The organism is Aquirufa sp. A-Brett2-15D (genome assembly GCF_054558735.1).
The window spans coordinates 323635-344580 of record NZ_JBSKFT010000002.1 but is presented as its reverse complement, the minus strand read 5'-3'; the positions used below and the strand labels follow the sequence as shown (position 1 = coordinate 344580).

Below are 20946 nucleotides of genomic sequence, written 5' to 3'. Positions count from 1 at the left end.
AAATAGCAGGCTAAATGAATAATTTACTATTCGTCGGCACATTTCTGTATTTCGTCTAAGAAGTTTTTGAATTTCTCCAAAGCACGAGCGCGATGCGCGATATGATTCTTCTCTGCCAAAGTCATTTCAGCAAAAGTCCTGTGTTCATTTTCTGGCTGAAAAATGGGATCGTATCCAAAACCCTGGTTACCCCTAGGAGCCTCCACAATCTCTCCCTGAATCTCTCCCTCAAAAGAATGATAAGTGCCCTCGTAAAAATAAGTTAAGACGGTTACAAAGCGCGCGCGGCGATTAGGCTGTTCAGATAGATTCTTTAAAAGCAATTCGAGGTTTGCTTGATCATTTTTAGGGACTCCTGCATAACGAGCAGAATACACTCCTGGAGCACCCGCTAAAGCCTCCACTTCTAAACCAGAATCATCTGCCAGGCAAGAGACCTGAAATTTTTCGGCAATATAACGAGCCTTCTGTAGGGAGTTCTCCACCAGGGTAATACCTGTCTCAGGAATTTCTTCGGTAATAGGTAACGTGCTTAAATCCCGCACGATAAAATGATCCTGCAACAAAGCACTAATCTCTTCGACTTTATGCTTGTTTTGGGTCGCTAAATAAAGAATGGGACGCATTATTGTGCAGAAACCACTTCGATTTCAAAGTACAGAGGAGAATATCCTGGTATAGATGTGTTTCCTGCCGTACCATAAGCGATTTTATAGGGCAAGATGGCTTTCGCTTTTTCCCCCACTTTCATCTTTAATACGGTTTCCTCGAAACCAGAAATCAATTGACCAGTACCTGCAGTGAAGGTTAAGGTACCTGAACCAAATTTCGAATCGTAAACCACTTTATTGCTGGCATCTGTTTGGATATAACCATATCCTAAACGACCTAAATAATTAATTTTGATGGACTGACCTATAATCACTGCGGCACCTGTAGGATTTTCAAGGATCTTTTGAAACACTAATCCAGAAGCGGTTTTTTCTGGATTTACAAAATTATACGTCTTTTGCATGGAACTGATTTGGGCAGCCTCATTCTTAATAGAAACTACTTCGACCTCTGCCTTTATTACAGAATAAGCAGGAACGTTGCCAAACGTATTTCCTCCAAATGCAAGTGAGGATGGCAGTAAAAACGTCCCTTTGTCCCCCTCCTTCATAAGTGAAACTGGCAAGGCGAACATACTTTGTGAAACCCCATAAACAATCGATTTCGACTGATTTGAAGCTTTAGAAGTGGAATCAACGAAAGTGCCGTCCAATAAAGTCAATTTATATTGCATGGTAACTAAATCTGCCACAGCTGGAGCGACAGAAGCTCCGGCAGAAACGATGGAATAATACATTCCATCTGCCGTTTTTTGATACGTTAAGTTACGCTGCTTCAGGTAATTTTGAATATCTGCATCATTCTTAGAAACCTCTAGTTCTACTGGATTCTCTACAGAACAACTCGTTAAACCCATCGCCAAAGCGAAAAATAAAACAACATACTTTAACATACTATTCAATTTTAGCGAGATAGATTTCAAAACTTAATGGCGTAAATCCAGGAATGCTACTATTTCCATTCACCCCATAACCAAGCGCTGATGGGAAAACAATCACTGCCTTCTCCCCCAAACGCATTTTTTCGATGCCCATTTGAAAACCGGGTACCGTCTGGGTTCCACCGATGGTAACGCTCATACTATCCGTGCGAGACATATTGCCATCGAAAGCTCTAGAACTTAAAAAACGTCCTATGTATTTGATTTTAACTATTTTACCTTGAGCGGGAATATCTCCTGTACCTGCTTTCAAACGGATATAACGAAGACCATCTTTTTGAGTTTCCGTTACAGTGAAGGCATTGCGAACTATATACTCCCGAATCAAATCATCTTGCGTACGAACCACATAAGATTTTAATTTAACTTTCATGGGTGTGTAAGCCGGTAAATCTGGAAAAGCTTGCGCTGTTCCTGGTAATACTAGGGTGGCTTGTTCTCCCTCACGTAAGGCAGACATTAAGGTAGCGAAAACAGGATTAGCATACCCATAGCGGAAAAAATAAGGAGAATTAGTCGCCCGATTCGTACTATCCAGCACCTTTCCTGTTACCAGGTTAGAGAACTCATAATGTACGTAAAGCGAGTCGCCTTTGGTCGCTAATTCCCCTGCTGGATTCGATTTAGTCACAAAATAATAGCCTCCATTCTCTAAAGAGGATGGCGTTTGACTTTGACCAGCAAAATAGGCTAAAATTTGTGTTTGGTTTTCTTTCGCTTTCACATCGTCCTCTAAGGCAATATCAGACAGGCATGAAAACGTAAAAAAGGCAATAAATAGGAATCCGAAAACTTTCATTCAATTATTTCTTAGACAATACTTCTAATTCAAATACTAAAATAGCATTCGAAGGGATACGTGGAGCAGCACCTTGTGGACCATAACCTAAAGCTGATGGAATCACAAATGTACCTTTTCCTCCTTTTTTCAATAACAATAAGGCCTCATTAAAACCTGGAACTAATTGGCCTACTGGAGGTAAAGCAACGGCAGCGCCTTTATCAAATTCTTTACCGTCTAAGAAAGTACCGATATAGTTCACTTCCCATGATTCACCCATTTTAGGACCTTCGCCAGCTCCTGGATTAGTGATAGACGCATAAAGACCTGTCGTAGTTTTAGTGAATTTCTTACCTGAACCAGCTGCATACGCTTCAATTAATTTAGCGTCTTTAGCGTTTTGCTCAGCAGATAATTTAGTCATGTCTTTTTCAAAATCTGCACGAGATTGTGCTTTCTTGATTTTTACAATGAAACGTACATCAGTTCCACGCTTTAAGAACGGAGGAACTTGTTGATTCGCATCTTTAAATAAACTGTCTACTGGAACAAAGATAGTTGCGCTATCCCCTACCGATAATAGACGAAGGCCGTTCTCAAAAGATCCTTTGAATGCTCCTACAGCAGCTGCCGGAGGAACTAAATCTTGTAATGGCTTTCCTTCCTTGCGGGAATCTTTAATAGTAGAATCTGCGGCATTTTTAATCACTAAATCAAACGTAATGATATCACCTTCTTTTAATTTAGCGGCGCTGTCATCATGTTCGTGCTTTTGGATTTTAACTCCGTCTACCACTTCGACATTGTTACACGATGCTAGTGCCATTGCCGCTAATAAAATCACTCCTAGTTGTTTACGCATGATATAAGTTTTATAGATTTTTAACTCGATTAATTTCAGAAAGATACAAAGGTAACACTTCCATTAGTTTTTTCTTTGCATCTGCTAAAGTTCCGCCAGAAAAACGTCCGCCAGATGCATTTTTATGCCCCCCTCCCTCAAAATAGGATGACGCAAATTCGTTTACCGCAAATGGCTCAATAGATCTAAAAGATAGCTTTACGCCATCAGGACGCTCAATCATGAGGATAGACCAGACACAACCCGCTATTTGTAAACCATAATTTACGATACCTTCCGTATCGCCAGCTTGTGAATTAAATTTTGTTAAATCCTCTGCCGTTATCCAAATAAAGGCCAGGTGATACTCGGGTAAGTATTCCATTCTTTGGCCTAATACGTGTCCAATAAATTTCAAGCGATCGATACTAGACGAATCGAAAACCTTGCGATGTACCTCATTTGTATTCACACCCAAACGAATTAAGTCTGCCACTATTGTGTGCACATGAGCCGTCGTATTCGGATGGCGAAATGAGCCCGTATCGGTCATAATACCAGAATATAAACAGGATCCGATGGAGGTATCTAGCAAAGACTCATCACCCCATTCTAGGATTAAATCATAGATTAATTCGCAGGTGGATGCAGCAATTGTACGATGGTAATAATAATCACCAAAGTCCTCCGGATTCAAATGGTGATCAATCACCACCTTTTTTGCCCTCGACTTACGCACCAAAGGCGCCATAGTATGAAGTCTTTGAATGCCGGAAAAATCTAAACAAAAAATAAAATCTGCCTCCTCTAGCAATACATCTATTTGCACTTTATGAAGCAGCTCATCATAAGTCAAAATATCTGCCGCACCTGGCATCCATTGTAGGTTACCCGCTACCGCAGAAGGCACAGCCACCGTAGCCTTAATACCTTTTTTAGCCAAATACCCTTGAAAAGCAAGTGTCGAACCAATTGCATCCGAATCCGGATTGAAATGGGCGGTGATCACGACTTTCGTGCCGGGAATTAGCTGGGATTTTAACTCGGAGATGGAGGTCATAAAATGGTTTTGCCAGAAATAAATTTGGGCGAACGCAAAGTTAGAGATAAATTTGTTGAAAATTATACCCATGTCAACAAATAGAACATTCACAATCATCAAGCCAGATGCGGTTGCAGACGGTTTCACAGGTCCCATTATTCAACAAATTGAAAAAGCGGGATATAAAATTATAGCCATCACAAAACTGAAGATGAGCCCAGCGCAAGCAGGCGAATTTTATGCAGTGCATCAGGCGCGTCCTTTTTTCCAAAGCCTTTGTGACTTTATGTCTTCGGGAGAAATCGTACCGATGATTTTGGAGAAAGAAAATGCCGTAGAAGATTTCCGTGAGTTAATCGGTTCGACGAATCCAGCCAATGCGGCTGAAGGAACACTTCGTCAACTATTTGCCAAATCGATTGAGGCAAATGCCATCCACGGATCCGATTCTGATGAAAATGCGGCCATTGAAGGCGCATTCTTCTTCCCAGGAGTCTAAATAATTAGCGGTGTTTGTAGAAGAGAAATCCATTCTCTTCTTTTAGGAAGATCAGGTTAGGGTGATACTTAAACCGGTCTTCTGCATCTGCTTTCATAATAAAAAAAGCCGGTCTATCCAGTTTCTTGGCCGCTAAAAGTACATCTCCAGCGGGAGTCCCAGCAGGTTTTTGGAAGTATAATAAATGGGCGTAGGATTTGAATCCGACGGGTTCGATGTACACTTTTTGGCCCACTTTCGCGATATAAAAATCAATGACGGTGGCCTGCGTATAGCCCTCAATTTTAGGGACGACAACAGCCATGTACGCCATAATAACGACAATTGAACTGGACATCAGCGCGTGTAATTTCTTCGTGAACAAAAAATAGATCACCGAAACACCGTAAGCCGCCCCGATTAAAAACTCCCACCCTGCCCAATAAACCGGCGCATGCAAATTACCTTGCACAAATACATCTTGAATGTAAGGAATAATGGCGCCTGTGTTTTGGCCTATCAATGGTACAGCAGCTAAAACCACCGCTAATAGTAGCCCCACGAATCCCATAGCGGTCAAATTCTTCCAATTCCAACGGTATCCTTCCCATTGCCATTCCTGCAAAACAAGCGCTGAAAAATAGCTTAAGGGAATCCAGCACATCGACGAATAGTGTACAATTTTAGTCTTCACGATACTAAATAGAATCAAGACCACCCAAAACAACACTTTCATCCAGTTAGAGAAATCTAAATCCTCTCGTTTCCATCGAAACAAGCGCGCCCCAGCCCAAATCGAGATAGGAAAACAACCCAACAACAAAACCACGAAGTGATAGTAGAACGGTTGCCCATGTCCAGCATCGCCAGTGGTCATCAATCGAACTTGATACGTAAAAAACTCCTCGATAATCTGCCAACCAAATTTATAAGCGATCAGTCCATACCAGGCGGCAAAAAACGAAACAGAGATCAATCCAGCGACCACGGCTCCGGTGAATAAGCGCTTCGTAACACGTGAGCGATACAGCACCCCTACAAATAATAGCGTCAAGGACCAGAGTAAAAGTGCAGCGGGACCTTTAGTCAATAAAGCTAAACCAATAGAAATACCGGCCAAAATCACGGGGCGATACCGGCTAGAATCCTTAAAAAACTCAGCGAAAAAATAAACGCCCAGAAAAATCAACAGATTAAAAAGCGGATCGATAATCCCCGAACTCGCATAGACGTGCGGGGTGATCGCCACTAAGTAGGAAAAGGCCCAAAGGTGTCCAAAATTTTCATTCCAAGTCTTCTTTCCGATGGCATACAGCGTGCAAAGCGTCACAATACCAATTACTGCATTAGGGAAACGGGCCGCAAATTCCATCGAAATATCCGATTGCCCTGAAAAGGAATCAAAGGCTATAAAACTCAAAGCCTGCAACCACAAGAATAAAGGTGGCTTCTCCCAGAAGGGCTGAAAATTGATTTGGACGCTGAAGAAATCCCCTGTCACAATCATCTCTCGGGCAGATTCTGCAAAATTCACCTCATCCCAATCGAATAAATGTGTCGATCCCAAAAAGGGAATATAAATCGCTGCACCTACTAGAGCCCAGAAAAGATAGGGTTTATTTTGAAGGGCTTTTAGCATAGATCAGGGTATAAAATAAATAGGATGACGCTGTACCGATGGCTGCACCCACGAGGGTATCCACCGGAAAATGTTGAAATAAATAGACTCTAGAATAGGCCACTCCGACGGCTAAAAAACCCGCGACTAAGCCCCAAGAAAAACGGCGCAGTAAAACGGCTATCCAGAAAAACATAAAAAAAGCGGCCCCCGTGTGTCCGGACGGCATCGAATTATATTCACTGATCAGCAAACCTGGAATGATATGCCATTTAACTCCTGAGTGTGCAAAATAAGCCAAAGGCCGCAAGGAATCCGCAAACACGAAATGCTTCAAGCCTTGAATCAAGGCAGTAGACAAAGCGTAGGAATAGACATAAGGTAATGCGTATTCTTTCCTGAAACGAAAAAGATAAACCAGAAGCAAAACTGGTAAAACCACTTCTGCGATAGAAGTTAGTGCTTGGAAGACTAGGTCAGCCAAAGCAGAATGATTTCCATTGATAAATTGAAGCTGGTCGAGACGCGTAAATGAGCTGACTCCTAGCCAGCCTATCACTTCAAAAATAAAAAAGATCCCTAAAAAAGCTTTAACAGCCGGAGTCCAATGCTTCATAGCCCGAAATTACGAATTTGTTATCTCCATCTATTGCTGTTTTCGAATATTTTCGTAATTTCGCATTCTTTTTTACCCAAGAGTGAAAATGAACGTCCTAGAAGCATACCAGATACCGATACTTTCTTTAGAGGATAAAGTATACCCGTATTCCTTCACTGGGAACGACGCATTTTTCGCTGCTTTCGAGCAGGAATGGGTTCAGAAAGGCGAATTTAACGCAAAAGCGACGTTAGATAAAGGGGCCACCATGATTCAGGTAAGACTGGTGATTGAGGGTCATTTGAAATTAATTTGCGACCGATCGAATGAGGAATTTGAATTCCCTATTCACGTAGATGAGAAGATTATCTATAAATTCTCGGATCACAATGAAGACATGGGAAATAATTTGTTCTTACTAGACAGAAAGTCCCCTAAATTAGATTTATCGCAAGATTTATTTGATTTCATTGCCTTGCAGGTGCCTATGAAAAAATTGCATCCTCGGTTCGTAAAACCTTTAGAAGAGAACGTAGATGGCGAGTTGATTTATACAACAGACCCAGAAGAAAATAAAGCAGATCAGGAGCCAGAAATGGATCCTAGATGGGCAGCATTAAAAAAATTAACAGACAATAATTAATAAATAACAATACCATGGCACATCCTAAAAGAAAAATCTCTACTACTCGTCGTGATACAAGAAGAGCGCATGATTTCGGAACTCCTAAGCATTTAGGAGTAGACCCACAAACAGGCGAAACTCACCTTTACCACCGTGCACACGTACATGAGGGTAACTTGTTCTACAAAGGAAAAATGATCGTAGAAGGATTCACGGTTAAGTAATTCCCTGATAGACTGCAGCTTTTCTCTATTTTTTCAGCGAAACTGAAAAAATCCCGTTAAAATGCTATTTTTTGACTAAATTTAATGCTATTTTTGCCAAAAGCTTTAGTAATTAAACACAATTGAATGAAAATAGCCGTTGATGTGATGGGCGGGGATTATGCCCCGGAAGCAGTAATTAAAGGAATACTTTTAGCGTTATCTAGTCTTTCAAACGACGACACTATATTAGCCGTAGGTCCTAAAGACACCATCGAGCAATTACTAGAAAAACAGGGTTATGCTGGCAAGCAAATTGTTATCATTCCTGCGGATCAAGTAATTGAAATGGGGGAACATCCGACCAAGGCATTATCTCAAAAACCCAATTCCAGTATCGGAGTTGGGTTTCATCTTTTAAAAGAGGGCAAAGCAGACGTCTTTGCTTCTGCAGGAAATACCGGCGCTATGATGGTCGGATCTTTATTTTCCGTAAAAACTATCGAAGGAATTTCTCGCCCAGCAATCGCCGGTTTCGTACCTCAGGAGGACGGGACCTATGCGTTAATGTTGGATATTGGCGCGAATGCAGATTGCAAGCCTGAGATGTTAGATCAATTTGCCCTTTTAGGCTCTGTGTATTTTGAAGCTACGACTGGAAAAAAATCTCCACGCGTGGGCTTGATGAGTATCGGAGAAGAAGAGCAAAAAGGAAATATCCTTACCTTAGCGACGCATGCCCTTTTAAAAGAAAATAAGAAGATTAACTTTATTGGAAATTTAGAGGGAAAAGACTTCTTTAAGAATAAAGCGGATGTTATTGTGACGGACGGATTTACGGGAAACATTATTTTGAAGATGGGAGAATCCCTTTACAAGATCATGAAAGACCAAGGAATCATGAATGAATTTATAGAGAATACGAATTACGAAAAATACGGAGGTAGCCCGATTATCGGGATTAATGGGAATGTAATTATTGCACATGGGTCTTCGAGTCCTTTGGCCATACAAAACATGATCAAATTATGTAAATCCGTCGTAGAATCAGATGTTTGCGGAAAAATTAAAGCCGCTATCGAGAACCAATAATTAATATGAGCCAAAAAATAAGTGCAGCCATTACCGGAGTCGCAGGATATGTACCGGATTATGTGCTGACGAACCAAGAATTAGAAAAAATCATTGACACAAACGACGAGTGGATCACCTCGCGTACCGGTATCAAAGAAAGACGTATTTTGAAAGGCGAAGGCCTAGGGACGTCTTTTATGGGAGCCAAAGCGGTGGAGGATCTCTTGAAGAAAACGAATACCAAGCCAGAAGAAGTAGATATGGTTATCTGCGCGACGGTAACTCCTGATTACTTTTTCCCATCAGCGTCTAACCTTATCTGTAAGGCCGTAGGAATTCGGGAAACGGCGTCCTTCGATTTAGCAGCAGCTTGTTCTGGTTTCTTAAATGCATTAGGAGCTGGAACTGCCTTCATTGAATCAGGTCGTTATAAAAAAATTGTGGTGGTGGGAGCAGATAAAATGTCTTCTATTGTAGATTATACGGATCGTACGACGTGCATTCTTTTTGGGGATGGCGCTGGTGCCGTGATGTTAGAGCCTAATTTCGAAGGTCTAGGGGTGCAAGATTTTATCCTAAAATCAGATGGAGATGGTTGTGAAGCCTTAATGCAAAAAGGGGGCGGAAGCGCCTACCCTCCTACGATTGAAACAGTGGAAGCAAAATGGCATTATATTCGCCAAGAAGGTCAATCCGTATTTAAATTTGCAGTGACTCGTATGGCGGATGTTTCCGAAGAAATTATGAAGCGTAACGACTTAACTGGCGATGATATTAAATACTTAGTGCCTCACCAAGCAAACAAGCGTATCATTGATGCGACGGCAAGCCGAATGGGTGTAAGTGACGATAAAGTGATGTTGAATATCCAAAATTATGGAAATACAACGGCGGCGACGATTCCACTTTGTCTTTGGGATTACGAAAACAAATTAAATAAAGGAGATAATTTGATCTTAGCAGCCTTCGGTGGAGGTTTCACCTGGGGATCAGCTTACGTTAAATGGGCATACGACCCTAAATAAATAGAAATGGCAACTACAGCAGACATTAAAAATGGTTTGGTGATTAAATACAATGACGATTTATATTCAATCATTGAATTCCTTCACGTGAAGCCGGGTAAAGGCCCCGCTTTCGTTCGAACTAAATTACGTTCGTTAAGCTCAGGAAAAGTGTTAGATAACACCTTTAACTCAGGTGTGACAATCTATCCCGTGCGTGTAGAACGTAGAAAATTTCAATTCATCTACAAAGACGAATATGGATTCAATTTTATGGATCAAGAATCCTTTGAGCAAATTCTGTTGAATGAGAATCTTTGCGTCATGGCTGATTTAATGAAGGAAGGCCAAGAAGTAGAGATTTTGATCAACACAGAAAATGATGCGGCTTTATCTTGTGAATTACCTCCATTCGTAGAATTAAAGGTAACTTACACAGAACCAGGCGTTCGTGGGGATACGGCTAACTCGCCTAAGAAACCAGCCACGGTAGAAACGGGAGCAACGATTACGGTCCCTATTTTCATCGAACAAGATGAAATCATAAAAGTAGATACAAGAACCTATTCATACGCTGAGCGTGTAAAATAATTAGCTACCTTTGTAGCGTTTAATTAACAAAAAGAATGGATACTAAAGAAATTCAGCGATTACTCGATTATATCGCAAAGTCTCCGCTAGCTGAGGTTAGCATCGAAACAGAAGGTTTAAAGGTTTCTGTTAAGAAATTTGGAGAAGCAGCACCCGTAGTTAGTGTGGTGGCAGCAGCACCCGTAGCGGCAGCAGCACCAGCGGCTCCAGCAGCAGCGGCGCCAGCTCCGGCAGCAGATAATTTATACACCGTAAAATCACCTATGATCGGTACTTTCTACCGCGCGGCAGGTCCAGATAAAGATAACTTCGTAGAAGTAGGATCGGAAATCGCTCCGGGTAAAACCGTTTGTGTGATCGAAGCGATGAAATTGTTTAACGAAATCGATTCAGAGATCTCTGGAAAGATCGTTAAAATCTTAGTTGATAATGCTAGTCCAGTAGAATTTGATCAACCATTATTCTTGGTTGAAAAAGCGTAATCTATGTTTAAAAAGATATTAATAGCGAATCGCGGGGAAATTGCCTTGCGTATTATTCGTACATGCAAGGAAATGGGCATTAAAACAGTGGCCGTTTTCTCTACTGCTGATCGCGACAGTTTACATGTTCGCTTTGCGGATGAGGCCGTTTGTATCGGACCTCCCCCCAGCAAACTATCCTATTTGAATATCCCGGCGATCATTTCGGCAGCAGAAGTAACTGGAGCAGATGCGATTCACCCAGGATACGGTTTCCTTTCAGAAAACGCGGAATTCTCCCGTATTTGTTCAGAACATGGGATTAAATTCATCGGTGCTTCGGCAGAGATGATTAATTCGATGGGGGACAAAGCGACGGCGAAAGACACGATGAAAAAGGCCGGAGTTCCGGTTATTCCAGGGTCTGATGGCCTAATTGACACCGTAGAGGAAGCGAAGGAATTAGCTAAAACCATTAAATATCCGGTAATCATCAAAGCTACGGCTGGGGGTGGTGGCCGCGGTATGCGTATCATTCGCGAGGAGTCAGAATTTGACAAATTGTGGGAAGATGCGAAGATGGAATCAGCGGCTGCTTTTGGAAACGATGCCATGTACATGGAGAAATTTGTAGAGGAGCCTCGCCACATTGAAATCCAAATCGTGGGAGATAAATTTGGCAAAGCTTGTCACTTATCTGAACGCGATTGCTCGATTCAACGTCGTCATCAAAAATTATGTGAAGAAACTCCTTCCCCTGCCCTTTCTGACGAATTACGTAAGAAAATGGGGGATGCTGCGATTGCAGGTGCGACAGCCATCGGTTACGAAGGTGCCGGAACCGTTGAGTTCTTAGTAGACAAAAATGGGGATTTCTACTTCATGGAGATGAACACACGTATCCAAGTAGAGCACCCGATCACAGAAGAAGTAACGGATTTTGACCTAATTAAGGAGCAAATTAAGGTAGCAGCAGGCATTCCGATTTCGGGCCAAAACTACTTCCCTAAATTATTCGCTTTAGAATGCCGTATTAATGCGGAGGATCCAGCGAATGGTTTCCGTCCATCTCCAGGTAAGATTACAAATCTTCACCTACCGGGCGGTCACGGGGTTCGCATTGACTCTCACGTCTATTCTGGATACACCATTCCACCTAATTACGATTCGATGATCGCTAAGGTGATCGTTTCAGGCCAAAGCCGTGAAGAGGTTTTACTTCGCATGAAACGGGCTTTGCAAGAATTCGTTATCGAAGGTATCAAAACAACGATTCCATTCCACATCAAATTAATGGATGATCCTACGTTCAAATCGGGTCAATTCACGACGGCCTTCATGGACACTTTTGATTTGAGTGACTTATAATTTTGCCCATTCGGGGATTGAAAAAGGAGGCTTTCGGGTCTCCTTTTTTTATTATAAAACATTTTCAATTAGACACTTGCATATCAAATGAAGATTTTATAAATTTGCACTCCCATTTTTCGATTGAATGCCCGTTTGAAAGATAAAATAGGTCATAATCAATTCCTTTAGACAAATTCCGTGGTCTAGGTGGAAACGATTCAAACAGTTAAATTATAAACAAGTGGATACTTTAAGTTACAAAACCATCTCTGCAAACAAAGCTACTGTACAGAAAGCTTGGTTTGTTGTAGATGCTGAAAATCAAATTTTAGGACGTGTTTGTTCTGAAATTGCGAAAATTATTCGTGGAAAACACAAGCCTTCTTTTACTCCACACGTTGATTGTGGCGATCAAGTTATCGTTATCAACGCGGACAAAATTCGCTTAACTGGTAAGAAAATGACTGACAAGGTGTATATCCGTCACACGGGTTACCCAGGTGGTCAACGTTTTGCAACTCCACGTGAGGTCTTAATTAAGAACCCAAGAGGAGTAGTAGAATCAGCAGTTAAAGGTATGTTACCTAAAAACCGTTTAGGTCGTGTTTTATTCAACAACCTATTCGTTTATGCAGGATCAGAGCATCCTCATGCAGCTCAACAACCTAAAGAAATTAAGTTTTAACGGACACTAAGAAAATGGCAGAAATAACAAGTAAAATCGGTAGAAGAAAGACGGCAGTAGCTCGTATTTCTATGACACCAGGTAAAGGCCAGATTAAAATCAACGGCCGTATGTTAACTGATTACTTCCCATCTGAAATTCTTCAGATTGTTGTTAATCAACCATTCGCTTTAACGAACACAGTAGGTTCATTTGATGTAACAGCTAACGTAGATGGCGGTGGTATCAAAGGACAAGCTGAAGCGCTTCGTATGGCGATTTCACGTGCACTTCAAACGCAAGATGCAGAACTACGTTCCCCTTTGAAAAAAGAAGGATTCTTAACTCGTGACCCACGTATGGTGGAGCGTAAGAAACCAGGACGTGCGAAAGCTCGTAAGAGATTCCAGTTCTCTAAGCGTTAAGATTTGTTCGTGGAAAAGGCTTGTCTGTTGCCGATGCCTTTTCCACTTTTATATTATTCACAATTTTAAACAACCAAAATGGCACAATTAAGCTACAACGACTTGCTAGACGCAGGCGTTCACTTCGGTCACTTGACACGTAAGTGGGATCCCAAAATGGCTCCATATATCTTTATGGAGAAGAACGGTATCCACATTATCGATTTAAATAAAACTATCTCTTCTTTAGAAGAAGCTTCAGCAGCTCTTCGTTCGATTGTACGTTCTGGCCGTAAGGTAATGTTCGTTGCAACGAAAAAGCAAGCACAAGAAATTGTGACTACAGAAGCAGATAAATTAAAAATGCCCTATGTTACTGACCGTTGGTTAGGTGGCATGTTGACTAACTTCGCGACTGTACGTAAGTCTATCAAGAAGATGTCTAGCATTGATAAAATGTTAAAAGATGAAGTTCTCGTTAAAACGATCGCTAAGCGTGAGCGTTTAATGTTAACTCGTGAAGAAGAAAAATTAAAGCGTGTGTTAGGTGGTATCACTGAATTAACTCGCCTTCCAGCGGCTTTATTCATTGTAGACGTTAAGCGTGAGCACATCGCGGTTTCTGAGGCTAAGAAATTAGGCATCCCAGTTTTCGCTATGTGTGATACTAACTCTAACCCAGATTTAGTTGACTACCCTATCCCAGCTAATGATGATGCATACAAGTCTATCTCTATCATTATCACAGCTATTTCTAAAGCGATCGAAGAAGGTTTAGCAGAAAGAAAGCAAGACAAGGATGATGCTCGTGAGGCGGAAGAAGTAGAAGCTAAAAAAGCAGCGGACGACGATTCACAAGAGGCAGCTAAGGTAGCGGCTAAATACGAAAAAGAAGCAGAACAAGAATAAATATTCATAACATGTCAATTACAGCAGCAGACGTAAATAAGTTACGCCAAATGACAGGCGCGGGAATGATGGATTGCAAAAAAGCTTTGACAGAAGCTGAAGGTGACTTCGAAGCAGCAGTTGATTTTCTTCGCAAAGCAGGTCAAAAAGTAGCAGCGAAACGTGCGGATAATGAAACCAATGAAGGTGTTGTTTTAGTAGCACTTAATGCGGATCACTCCAATGGTAAAATAATTGCTTTAGCTTGTGAAACTGAACCAGTTTCTAAAGTTCCAGATTTCAATAACTTAGCAAAAACAATCATTGACAAAGCAGCAGCGTCTCACGCTCCTTCGGCGCATGATTTATTAGCTGAACCATTAGCAGATGGACGTTCTTTAGAAGGTCACATCATCGACTTAACTGGTAAAATTGGAGAGAAAATTACCTTAGCAGCCTACGAAAACGTAACAGCTGAGAAAGTGGTTTCTTATATACACTCTAACAACAAAATCGGTGTTTTAGTAGCATTCGAGAACGTTCAAGGAGCAGATGTATCTGAAGTAGGTAAAGATATCGCCATGCAAATCACCGCTATGAAACCTGTCGCTTTAGACAAGGATGGCGTTGATTCTGAAACAATTGAAAGAGAAATCGAAATCGGAAAAGATCAAGCACGTCAAGAAGGTAAGCCGGAGGCAATGTTAGAGAAAATTGCGGTAGGTAAATTAGAGAAGTTCTACAAAGAGCAAACTTTATTGAACCAACAATTCGTAAAAGACTCATCTATCACGATTCGTCAACTATTAGAGCAAACGCAAAAAGGTTTAACGATCTCATCGTTCAAACGTATCTCTTTAGTTTAAAATAGCTCGATTACATAGTAAAGACCCACCCGAAATGGTGGGTCTTTTTTTTGTCATTAATTTTCCTCTCTGCGCTCAAATTCTTTGATAGATTGCGCTACATTTTCTAACTTGTAGTTCAATTCAAATTCTGAAAATTTTAGTCAAGAATGGCATTAATCAGCATCTTAGGTGGAGGAGAAAGTGGTGTTGGAGCCGCTTTATTAGCTAAATCAAAGGGATTTGCGGTGTTTTTGTCCGATGCTGGATTGCTAAAAGAAAACTACCAACAGACATTACGTGAAAATCAAATTGAATTCGAGACGGGCGAACATAGTTTAGGCCGCATTTTGAATTCGGATGAAATCATCATTAGCCCCGGTATTCCAGAAAAAACGGATATCGTAAAGGCCATCAAGGCAAAAGGAATTTCTTTAGTTTCAGAAATAGAATTCGCCTCTCGATATACGAAGGCTAAAATTATCGCCATCACCGGATCGAATGGTAAAACGACGACGACCTTATTGACTTACCATTTCTTGAAATCCGCAGGTTTAAAAGTAGGTTTGGCAGGAAATATCGGACAGAGCTTTGCTAAACAAGTGATGGAAGATCAGCACGACCTATATGTACTAGAGATTTCTAGTTTCCAATTAGACCGTTGCTTTCAATTCCAGCCAGATGTCGCTGTACTTTTAAATATCACCCCTGATCACTTAGATCGCTACGAATATAAATTCGAAAATTACATTGCCTCGAAGTTTCGCATTTTTCAAAACGCAGGAGCTAAAACCAGCTGCGTCTTTTGGGCTGATGACGAGGTGATTAAAGCTCACTCAGTTAAAATGCCATCCAATGCGCGATTAAAAACCGTTAGTTTTAGTCAGCCATCTGCTGATGCCTACATTACGGCAGAAAAAATACAATTGAACGGCGCTGAATTAGTTTTAGCTGATGCTCCATTGAATGGCCCACACAATGCCATCAATATGGCTGTTGCCATCTTAGCGGCACATGAGGCGGGGCTGACTTTCTCACAAATACTGACTTCACTTCCCTTCTTCGAAAATGCCCCACACCGATTAGAATCTTGTGGATCATGGAATGGAGTTGAATTCATCAATGATTCGAAGGCAACGAATGTGGATGCCGTTTATTATGCCCTAAATAGCTATAAACAACCTTTGATTCTACTCATGGGTGGTGTAGACAAAGGGAATGAATATGAAGTCTTAGATGCGTTAGTGAAAGAAAAAGTGAAAGGTTTGATCTGTCTAGGGACGGATAATTCAAAATTGGAGAGCCATTTTAGCGCTATGGTTCCCCAGCTTTTTGCGACAGACTCTTTAGAGGCTGCTATTAAAAAAAGCATGGAATGGGCGACTGATGGAGATGTCGTTTTACTTTCTCCGGCTTGTGCTAGCTTTGATTTATTTAAGAATTATGAAGATCGAGGAGATCAATTTAAGAACACTGTAAAACGTTTGATCCATGGATAGTAAAATCAAGGCTTTTTTTCAAGAGCATCTGAAAGGGGATTACAAGATTTGGTTAATCGTGATTATTTTAAACGCGTTCGGTTTATTGATTCAGTTTTCAGCCAAAGCAAAATTGACGATGGATGGGCCGTTTGAGCCGCTTTCTAGTTTTGTTAAAACTTTAGCCATTTTAGGCATTTCCTTTTATTTAATGTCCTTCTTCTCTAAATCAAATTATAGCAGGGTGGCTAAATTTAGTGATTTAGCCTTAATTCTATCTTGGGGATTAGTCATAATTGCTCTCGTATTTGGGCCAAAAATAGGAGGTGCAAATCGCTGGGTGAACCTAGGGCCTATTTCATTCATGCCATCAGATATGGTTAAATTATGCCTCATCACGAGTCTAGCAAAGGATTTTTCCTCTAAACAGGCCGACCCCGAATCCTATAATTACGTGATGTTCATCCGAATGCTTTTTAAAATCGGCATTTCGTGTTTCCTGATTATGCTTTCAAACTTTTCGACGAGTGTGTTGATTTTTTTCACCAGTTGTATTCTGATGTATTTTGGTCGTGTTCCAGCGAAGCAAATCGTACTAATTGTCGTTGCGGTAGCTACCCTAGCGATTGGTGTTGTGACTTTAGGAATTGGTCAAAGAGCACAAACGGTAAAAACACGAATCGAGAACTTTGTTCAGCGTATAGGCAAGAATGAAACAAAAGTAAATTCGTCTAAAAATGAAGACTACCAAATTACACTTAGCCTATTTGCGATTTCCACTGGAGCTATTCACCCGAAAGGGCCTGGAAAAAGCCAACAACGCTTTATCTTGTCACAGGCCGAATCCGATTTCGTCTATGCCATCATTATTGAAGAATATGGTATCGTGGGTGGCTTAGCCATTCCGCTCCTCTTTCTCATTTTCATGTACCGAGGGGCGAAGGCGATTCAGTATTCTAATAGGCCATTTGGAGGATTACTGTCCGCTGGACTTACCTTCTCTATTGTTTTACAGGCTTTCATTAATATGTTAGTAGCGGTAGATGCAGGTCCGGTAACGGGTCAACCCATGCCGATGATTTCAGCTGGAGGTACCTCCTTGATTTTTACGGCGATTAGTATCGGATTGATTTTAGCCGTTAGTAGGGATAAAGATCCAGAACCAGTTCAAACTGCGCTAGCCTAATGTCCATTAAACGCGTCATTATTTCTGGGGGAGGAACGGGTGGACACATTTACCCCGCTATTTCAATCGCGAATGCGATGAAAGAAATCGACTCTTCTATCGAATTTTTATTTGTGGGTGCAGAAGGCAAGATGGAGATGGAAAAAGTACCTAAAGCAGGCTTTCGCATCATCGGATTACCCATCGTGGGCATCCAAAGAACTCAGGTTTGGAAGAACCTCTTTTTCCCTTTTAAATTATTGAAAAGTCTTTTGTTATCGATTAAAATTTTACGGGATTTCAAACCAGATGTGGCTGTAGGCGTGGGTGGTTATGCCTCTGGACCTTTGTTATTAGCCGCCAAATTTATTGGCATCCCCTATTACATTCAAGAACAAAATTCCTTTGCAGGAATTACTAATAAGGCTTTGGCTGCAAAGGCTGAGCATATTTTCGTCGCTTATCCAGGCATGGAGAAATTCTTTCCGGCTGAAAAAATTACTTTAAGTGGCAATCCAGTCAGAAAAGATTTAATCGAAGCAAAGGGTAAAAAAGCGAAAGCAGCAGCTCATTTCTCCTTAGATGCAGCTAAAAAAACCATCTTAATCATCGGTGGAAGCCAAGGGGCGCGAAGCATAAATCAGGCTGTTTTAGCTGGATTAGATCGATTGGCTGAAGTGGGTATTCAAGTGATTTGGCAGACAGGAATCGCATTCGAATCCACCGCAAAAGAAGCTGTAAGCATCCCAGAAAATACCTATGTCTCCGCCTTCATCTACGAAATGGATTTAGCCTACGCCATGGCTGATTTAGTCATCTCCAGAGCCGGCGCATCGTCGGTTTCTGAAATTTGCCTACTCGGTAAAGCGAGCATTTTAATTCCCTTGCCTGGCGCCGCGGAAGACCATCAAACCGAAAATGCCAAGAGTCTCGTTTCCCAAAATGCCGCCATTTTAGTACGCGACTCTGAAGTCAAGGAATCTTTAATTACCGAAGCGCTGAGGGCGATTCAATCTGACTTGAGTTCCATAGAGAAAAATAGTCTTCGTTTAGCTAAGCCAAACGCCGCACATGAAATAGCCCAATCCATTTTACACGCATGAAAAAAGAGTTAAGCCTTAGTGATTTAAAACAAGTCTATTTTTTAGGGATTGGCGGTATTGGTATGTCTGCCATCGCACGTTGGTTTTTGCACAATGGATTTCCGGTCGCTGGCTATGATAAAACAGAAAGCCCGCTGACGAAAAAATTAGCCGAAGAAGGCATGGTGATTCACTATGAAGATTCCGTCGACTTAATTCCATCAGCTTGCCTGACAGACACAGAACATAGTTTATTCATCTATACTCCTGCGATTCCAAAGGATCACATCGAGAAGAATTATTTACTAACACAAGGCATTCGGCTCTACAAACGTTCCGAGATTTTAGGTTGGATTACCCAACAAATCCCTACACTAGCGGTAGCTGGAACGCACGGAAAGACAACGACATCCTCCCTTTTAACGCATTTATTAATTCATGCAGGTAAAAATGTAACAGCCTTTTTAGGGGGCATTACCGTGAATTATGGTACTAATTTCATCCCAAACCACTCAAAAGAAAACATCGTTTGTGTGGTAGAGGCAGATGAATACGATCGCTCTTTTTTAACCCTTCATCCTCAAGCGGCAGTGGTCACTTCCACTGATGCGGATCACCTAGACATTTATGGCGATGGGGATTCGGTTGTAGAAAGTTTCCAATTATTCGTTAACCAAATCAAATCAGACGGATTCTTCATTCAGAAAAAGGGGTTGAGTTTGAAATCAGCCTTAGGTGGCTCGACTTTTGGGATTGATCAAGGGGATTTTCAGGCACATAATATACGTATCGAAAATCATCGAATGATTTTTGACATGCTGTATCCAGGAGGAGAAGTGAAGGATATTCCCATGCGAATTCCTGGCTTTCATAATATTGAAAATGCCCTGGCGGCGGCGGCTCTAGCGATGCAAGTAGGAGTTTCAGGAGAAGAAATTAAGGCGGGTATTGCCTCTTTCTTAGGGGTGAAACGCCGATTTGAATACCAAGTAGAATCAGACGAGCATGTTATGATCGATGATTATGCGCATCATCCGACGGAGATTGCCGCCTGTCTGAATTCGGTTAAAGCACTTTATCCAGGAGAGAAAATTACAGCTGTATTTCAGCCGCATTTATTTTCGAGAACCCGTGATTTTATCGATGACTTTGCCAAAAGTCTAGCCATCGCCGATGAATTATATTTATTAGACATCTATCCGGCGCGTGAATTGCCCATGGAAGGTGTTACATCAGATTGGCTATTGAGTAAAATCGATCTAAATGAAAAGCAAGTCATCTCGAAAAAGGAGCTGCTACGGGTTATCGATGAGAAAAAACCCCGATTATTAGTGACAATGGGCGCAGGGGATATTGATCTTCTTTTGAATGATTTAAAATTGAGCTTATCTTAGTATAATATTTCAAAATGAAAGCAAATCCGACGTTAATAAAGCAAGTAATCGGGATGGTGATTTTATTCACCCTCGTGCTTTCTGCTGTCGTATTTTCGGAACTAAGTTTTAATCAGGTCGTTTGTAAGGGTATAGAGATAAGTGTGGATTCGGATAATGAAAAGGCACTTTTGAGTAAAAATGATATCAAATTGGTGGTGTCAGAACAAGGCACTGACTATTTCTTAGACAAACCCATCACCCAGATTTCCTTGCGAAAAATTGAAGAACGCGTGAAGCGCATTCCCTTAGTTAAATCGTGCGAGGCGCACCACGATTTCAGTGGTATCATTTCTATTTCAGTTAAAGAATATAAACCGATAGCCCGCATCGTACGTTCGACGATAGGAACATCGCCCTATCCTGATCAATACATTTCAGAAGATGGAAAATTCATTGGGACTAGCCCGCTGTTTACTCCACGTATCATTGTGACTGGCGGCCCCTATTTTGATGGCAAACGCGATATTCAAGATAAACGAGGGAAGACATTGATTCCGTTTTTTCAATATATTGAAAATAATGAATTTTGGAAGGCTCAAATCTCCCAAATCATCGTCGCAAAAGACGGTGGAATCGTGTTGATTCCGACGATAGGAACGACACGCATTGATTTTGGCCTAGCAACGAACATCGAAAATAAGTTCAAGAAATTGTTCATATTCTATCAAAAAGTGATCCCTAATAAAGGATGGAACAAGTATAGCTGGGTTCAGCTAAAATATAAGAATCAGGTTATTTGCGAATAATGGCCAAATGTTTTAATTTA

General features: G+C 41.3%; 24 protein-coding genes. 17 read left to right on the top strand and 7 right to left on the bottom strand.

All coding sequences use genetic code 11. From position 1 onward, the window contains the following. Positions 1-26 precede the first annotated feature (26 nt). Genes rdgB through ACST14_RS06700 form a run of 5 tightly spaced genes read right to left on the bottom strand, consistent with a single transcriptional unit; the run spans position 27 to position 4234 of the window. Positions 27-626, bottom strand: a complete 600-nt coding sequence (rdgB, locus tag ACST14_RS06720) for an RdgB/HAM1 family non-canonical purine NTP pyrophosphatase (protein WP_459461872.1) — start codon at positions 624-626, stop codon at positions 27-29. After that, positions 626-1504, bottom strand: coding sequence for an FKBP-type peptidyl-prolyl cis-trans isomerase (locus tag ACST14_RS06715; protein ID WP_459461870.1), 879 nt, complete (start codon positions 1502-1504; stop codon positions 626-628). The genes rdgB and ACST14_RS06715 overlap by 1 nt, the downstream gene beginning before the upstream one ends. A gap of 1 nt (position 1505) precedes the next feature. Beyond that, positions 1506-2351 carry an FKBP-type peptidyl-prolyl cis-trans isomerase gene (locus ACST14_RS06710; protein ID WP_459461868.1) on the bottom strand — a complete coding sequence of 282 codons (846 nt, stop codon included), beginning with the start codon at positions 2349-2351 and terminating at the stop codon, positions 1506-1508. Between the two features lie 4 nt (positions 2352-2355). Continuing rightward, on the bottom strand, positions 2356-3195 hold the full coding sequence (locus ACST14_RS06705; RefSeq protein WP_459461866.1) for an FKBP-type peptidyl-prolyl cis-trans isomerase: 840 nt from the start codon (positions 3193-3195) through the stop codon (positions 2356-2358). A gap of 10 nt (positions 3196-3205) precedes the next feature. Beyond that, on the bottom strand, positions 3206-4234 hold the full coding sequence (locus ACST14_RS06700; RefSeq protein WP_459461864.1) for a DHH family phosphoesterase: 1029 nt from the start codon (positions 4232-4234) through the stop codon (positions 3206-3208). A 70-nt stretch (positions 4235-4304) separates the two neighbouring features. Here ACST14_RS06700 and ndk point away from each other — a divergent pair, with 70 nt between their 5' ends. Beyond that, on the top strand, positions 4305-4715 hold the full coding sequence (gene ndk / locus ACST14_RS06695; RefSeq protein WP_459461862.1) for a nucleoside-diphosphate kinase: 411 nt from the start codon (positions 4305-4307) through the stop codon (positions 4713-4715). 4 nt (positions 4716-4719) lie between these two features. Here ndk and ACST14_RS06690 read toward each other — a convergent pair whose 3' ends face one another. Together ACST14_RS06690 and ACST14_RS06685 are read right to left on the bottom strand one after the other, a co-directional pair. Next, positions 4720-6333 (bottom strand): ArnT family glycosyltransferase, encoded by a 1614-nt coding sequence (locus ACST14_RS06690; RefSeq protein ID WP_459461860.1) that lies wholly within the window; start codon positions 6331-6333, stop codon positions 4720-4722. Continuing rightward, positions 6311-6928, bottom strand: coding sequence for a phosphatase PAP2 family protein (locus tag ACST14_RS06685; RefSeq protein WP_459461858.1), 618 nt, complete (start codon positions 6926-6928; stop codon positions 6311-6313). The genes ACST14_RS06690 and ACST14_RS06685 overlap by 23 nt, the downstream gene beginning before the upstream one ends. Before the next feature lie 88 nt (positions 6929-7016). Between ACST14_RS06685 and ACST14_RS06680 the strand changes: the two genes are divergently transcribed. The 16 genes from ACST14_RS06680 (at position 7017) to ACST14_RS06605 (ending at position 20926) form a co-directional block, all read left to right on the top strand. After that, positions 7017-7553 (top strand): YceD family protein, encoded by a 537-nt coding sequence (locus ACST14_RS06680; RefSeq protein WP_459461856.1) that lies wholly within the window; start codon positions 7017-7019, stop codon positions 7551-7553. A gap of 14 nt (positions 7554-7567) precedes the next feature. Further along, on the top strand, positions 7568-7759 hold the full coding sequence (gene rpmF, locus ACST14_RS06675; protein WP_130895023.1) for a 50S ribosomal protein L32: 192 nt from the start codon (positions 7568-7570) through the stop codon (positions 7757-7759). A gap of 126 nt (positions 7760-7885) precedes the next feature. Next, a complete protein-coding gene (plsX, locus tag ACST14_RS06670) occupies positions 7886-8830 on the top strand; it encodes a phosphate acyltransferase PlsX (protein WP_459461854.1) in 945 nt (314 codons plus the stop codon). A gap of 5 nt (positions 8831-8835) precedes the next feature. Next, positions 8836-9837 carry a beta-ketoacyl-ACP synthase III gene (locus ACST14_RS06665; protein WP_459461852.1) on the top strand — a complete coding sequence of 334 codons (1002 nt, stop codon included), beginning with the start codon at positions 8836-8838 and terminating at the stop codon, positions 9835-9837. 6 nt (positions 9838-9843) lie between these two features. Next, positions 9844-10407, top strand: coding sequence for an elongation factor P (efp, locus tag ACST14_RS06660; protein WP_459461850.1), 564 nt, complete (start codon positions 9844-9846; stop codon positions 10405-10407). Positions 10408-10442: 35 nt separating this feature from the next. Continuing rightward, the gene (gene accB / locus ACST14_RS06655; RefSeq protein WP_459461848.1) at positions 10443-10889 is read left to right on the top strand and encodes an acetyl-CoA carboxylase biotin carboxyl carrier protein; all 447 of its coding nucleotides are present in this window, start codon (positions 10443-10445) and stop codon (positions 10887-10889) included. Positions 10890-10892: 3 nt separating this feature from the next. Continuing rightward, complete coding sequence (gene accC / locus ACST14_RS06650) at positions 10893-12236, top strand: acetyl-CoA carboxylase biotin carboxylase subunit (RefSeq protein ID WP_459461846.1); 1344 nt, start codon at positions 10893-10895, stop codon at positions 12234-12236. 223 nt (positions 12237-12459) lie between these two features. Next, on the top strand, positions 12460-12903 hold the full coding sequence (gene rplM / locus ACST14_RS06645; protein WP_459461844.1) for a 50S ribosomal protein L13: 444 nt from the start codon (positions 12460-12462) through the stop codon (positions 12901-12903). 14 nt (positions 12904-12917) lie between these two features. After that, positions 12918-13307 (top strand): 30S ribosomal protein S9, encoded by a 390-nt coding sequence (rpsI, locus tag ACST14_RS06640; protein ID WP_459461841.1) that lies wholly within the window; start codon positions 12918-12920, stop codon positions 13305-13307. A gap of 78 nt (positions 13308-13385) precedes the next feature. Further along, positions 13386-14195, top strand: coding sequence for a 30S ribosomal protein S2 (gene rpsB / locus ACST14_RS06635; RefSeq protein ID WP_459461839.1), 810 nt, complete (start codon positions 13386-13388; stop codon positions 14193-14195). An 11-nt stretch (positions 14196-14206) separates the two neighbouring features. Further along, positions 14207-15040, top strand: a complete 834-nt coding sequence (gene tsf / locus ACST14_RS06630; protein WP_459461837.1) for a translation elongation factor Ts — start codon at positions 14207-14209, stop codon at positions 15038-15040. 149 nt (positions 15041-15189) lie between these two features. Further along, positions 15190-16518 (top strand): UDP-N-acetylmuramoyl-L-alanine--D-glutamate ligase, encoded by a 1329-nt coding sequence (murD, locus tag ACST14_RS06625; protein ID WP_459461835.1) that lies wholly within the window; start codon positions 15190-15192, stop codon positions 16516-16518. After that, on the top strand, positions 16511-17683 hold the full coding sequence (locus tag ACST14_RS06620) for an FtsW/RodA/SpoVE family cell cycle protein (RefSeq protein WP_459461833.1): 1173 nt from the start codon (positions 16511-16513) through the stop codon (positions 17681-17683). The genes murD and ACST14_RS06620 overlap by 8 nt, the downstream gene beginning before the upstream one ends. Further along, positions 17683-18765, top strand: coding sequence for an undecaprenyldiphospho-muramoylpentapeptide beta-N-acetylglucosaminyltransferase (murG, locus tag ACST14_RS06615; protein WP_459461831.1), 1083 nt, complete (start codon positions 17683-17685; stop codon positions 18763-18765). The genes ACST14_RS06620 and murG overlap by 1 nt, the downstream gene beginning before the upstream one ends. Beyond that, on the top strand, positions 18762-20138 hold the full coding sequence (gene murC / locus ACST14_RS06610; RefSeq protein WP_459461829.1) for a UDP-N-acetylmuramate--L-alanine ligase: 1377 nt from the start codon (positions 18762-18764) through the stop codon (positions 20136-20138). The genes murG and murC overlap by 4 nt, the downstream gene beginning before the upstream one ends. 14 nt (positions 20139-20152) lie before the next feature. Further along, the gene (locus tag ACST14_RS06605) at positions 20153-20926 is read left to right on the top strand and encodes a cell division protein FtsQ/DivIB (protein WP_459461827.1); all 774 of its coding nucleotides are present in this window, start codon (positions 20153-20155) and stop codon (positions 20924-20926) included. Positions 20927-20946: the final 20 nt, after the last annotated feature.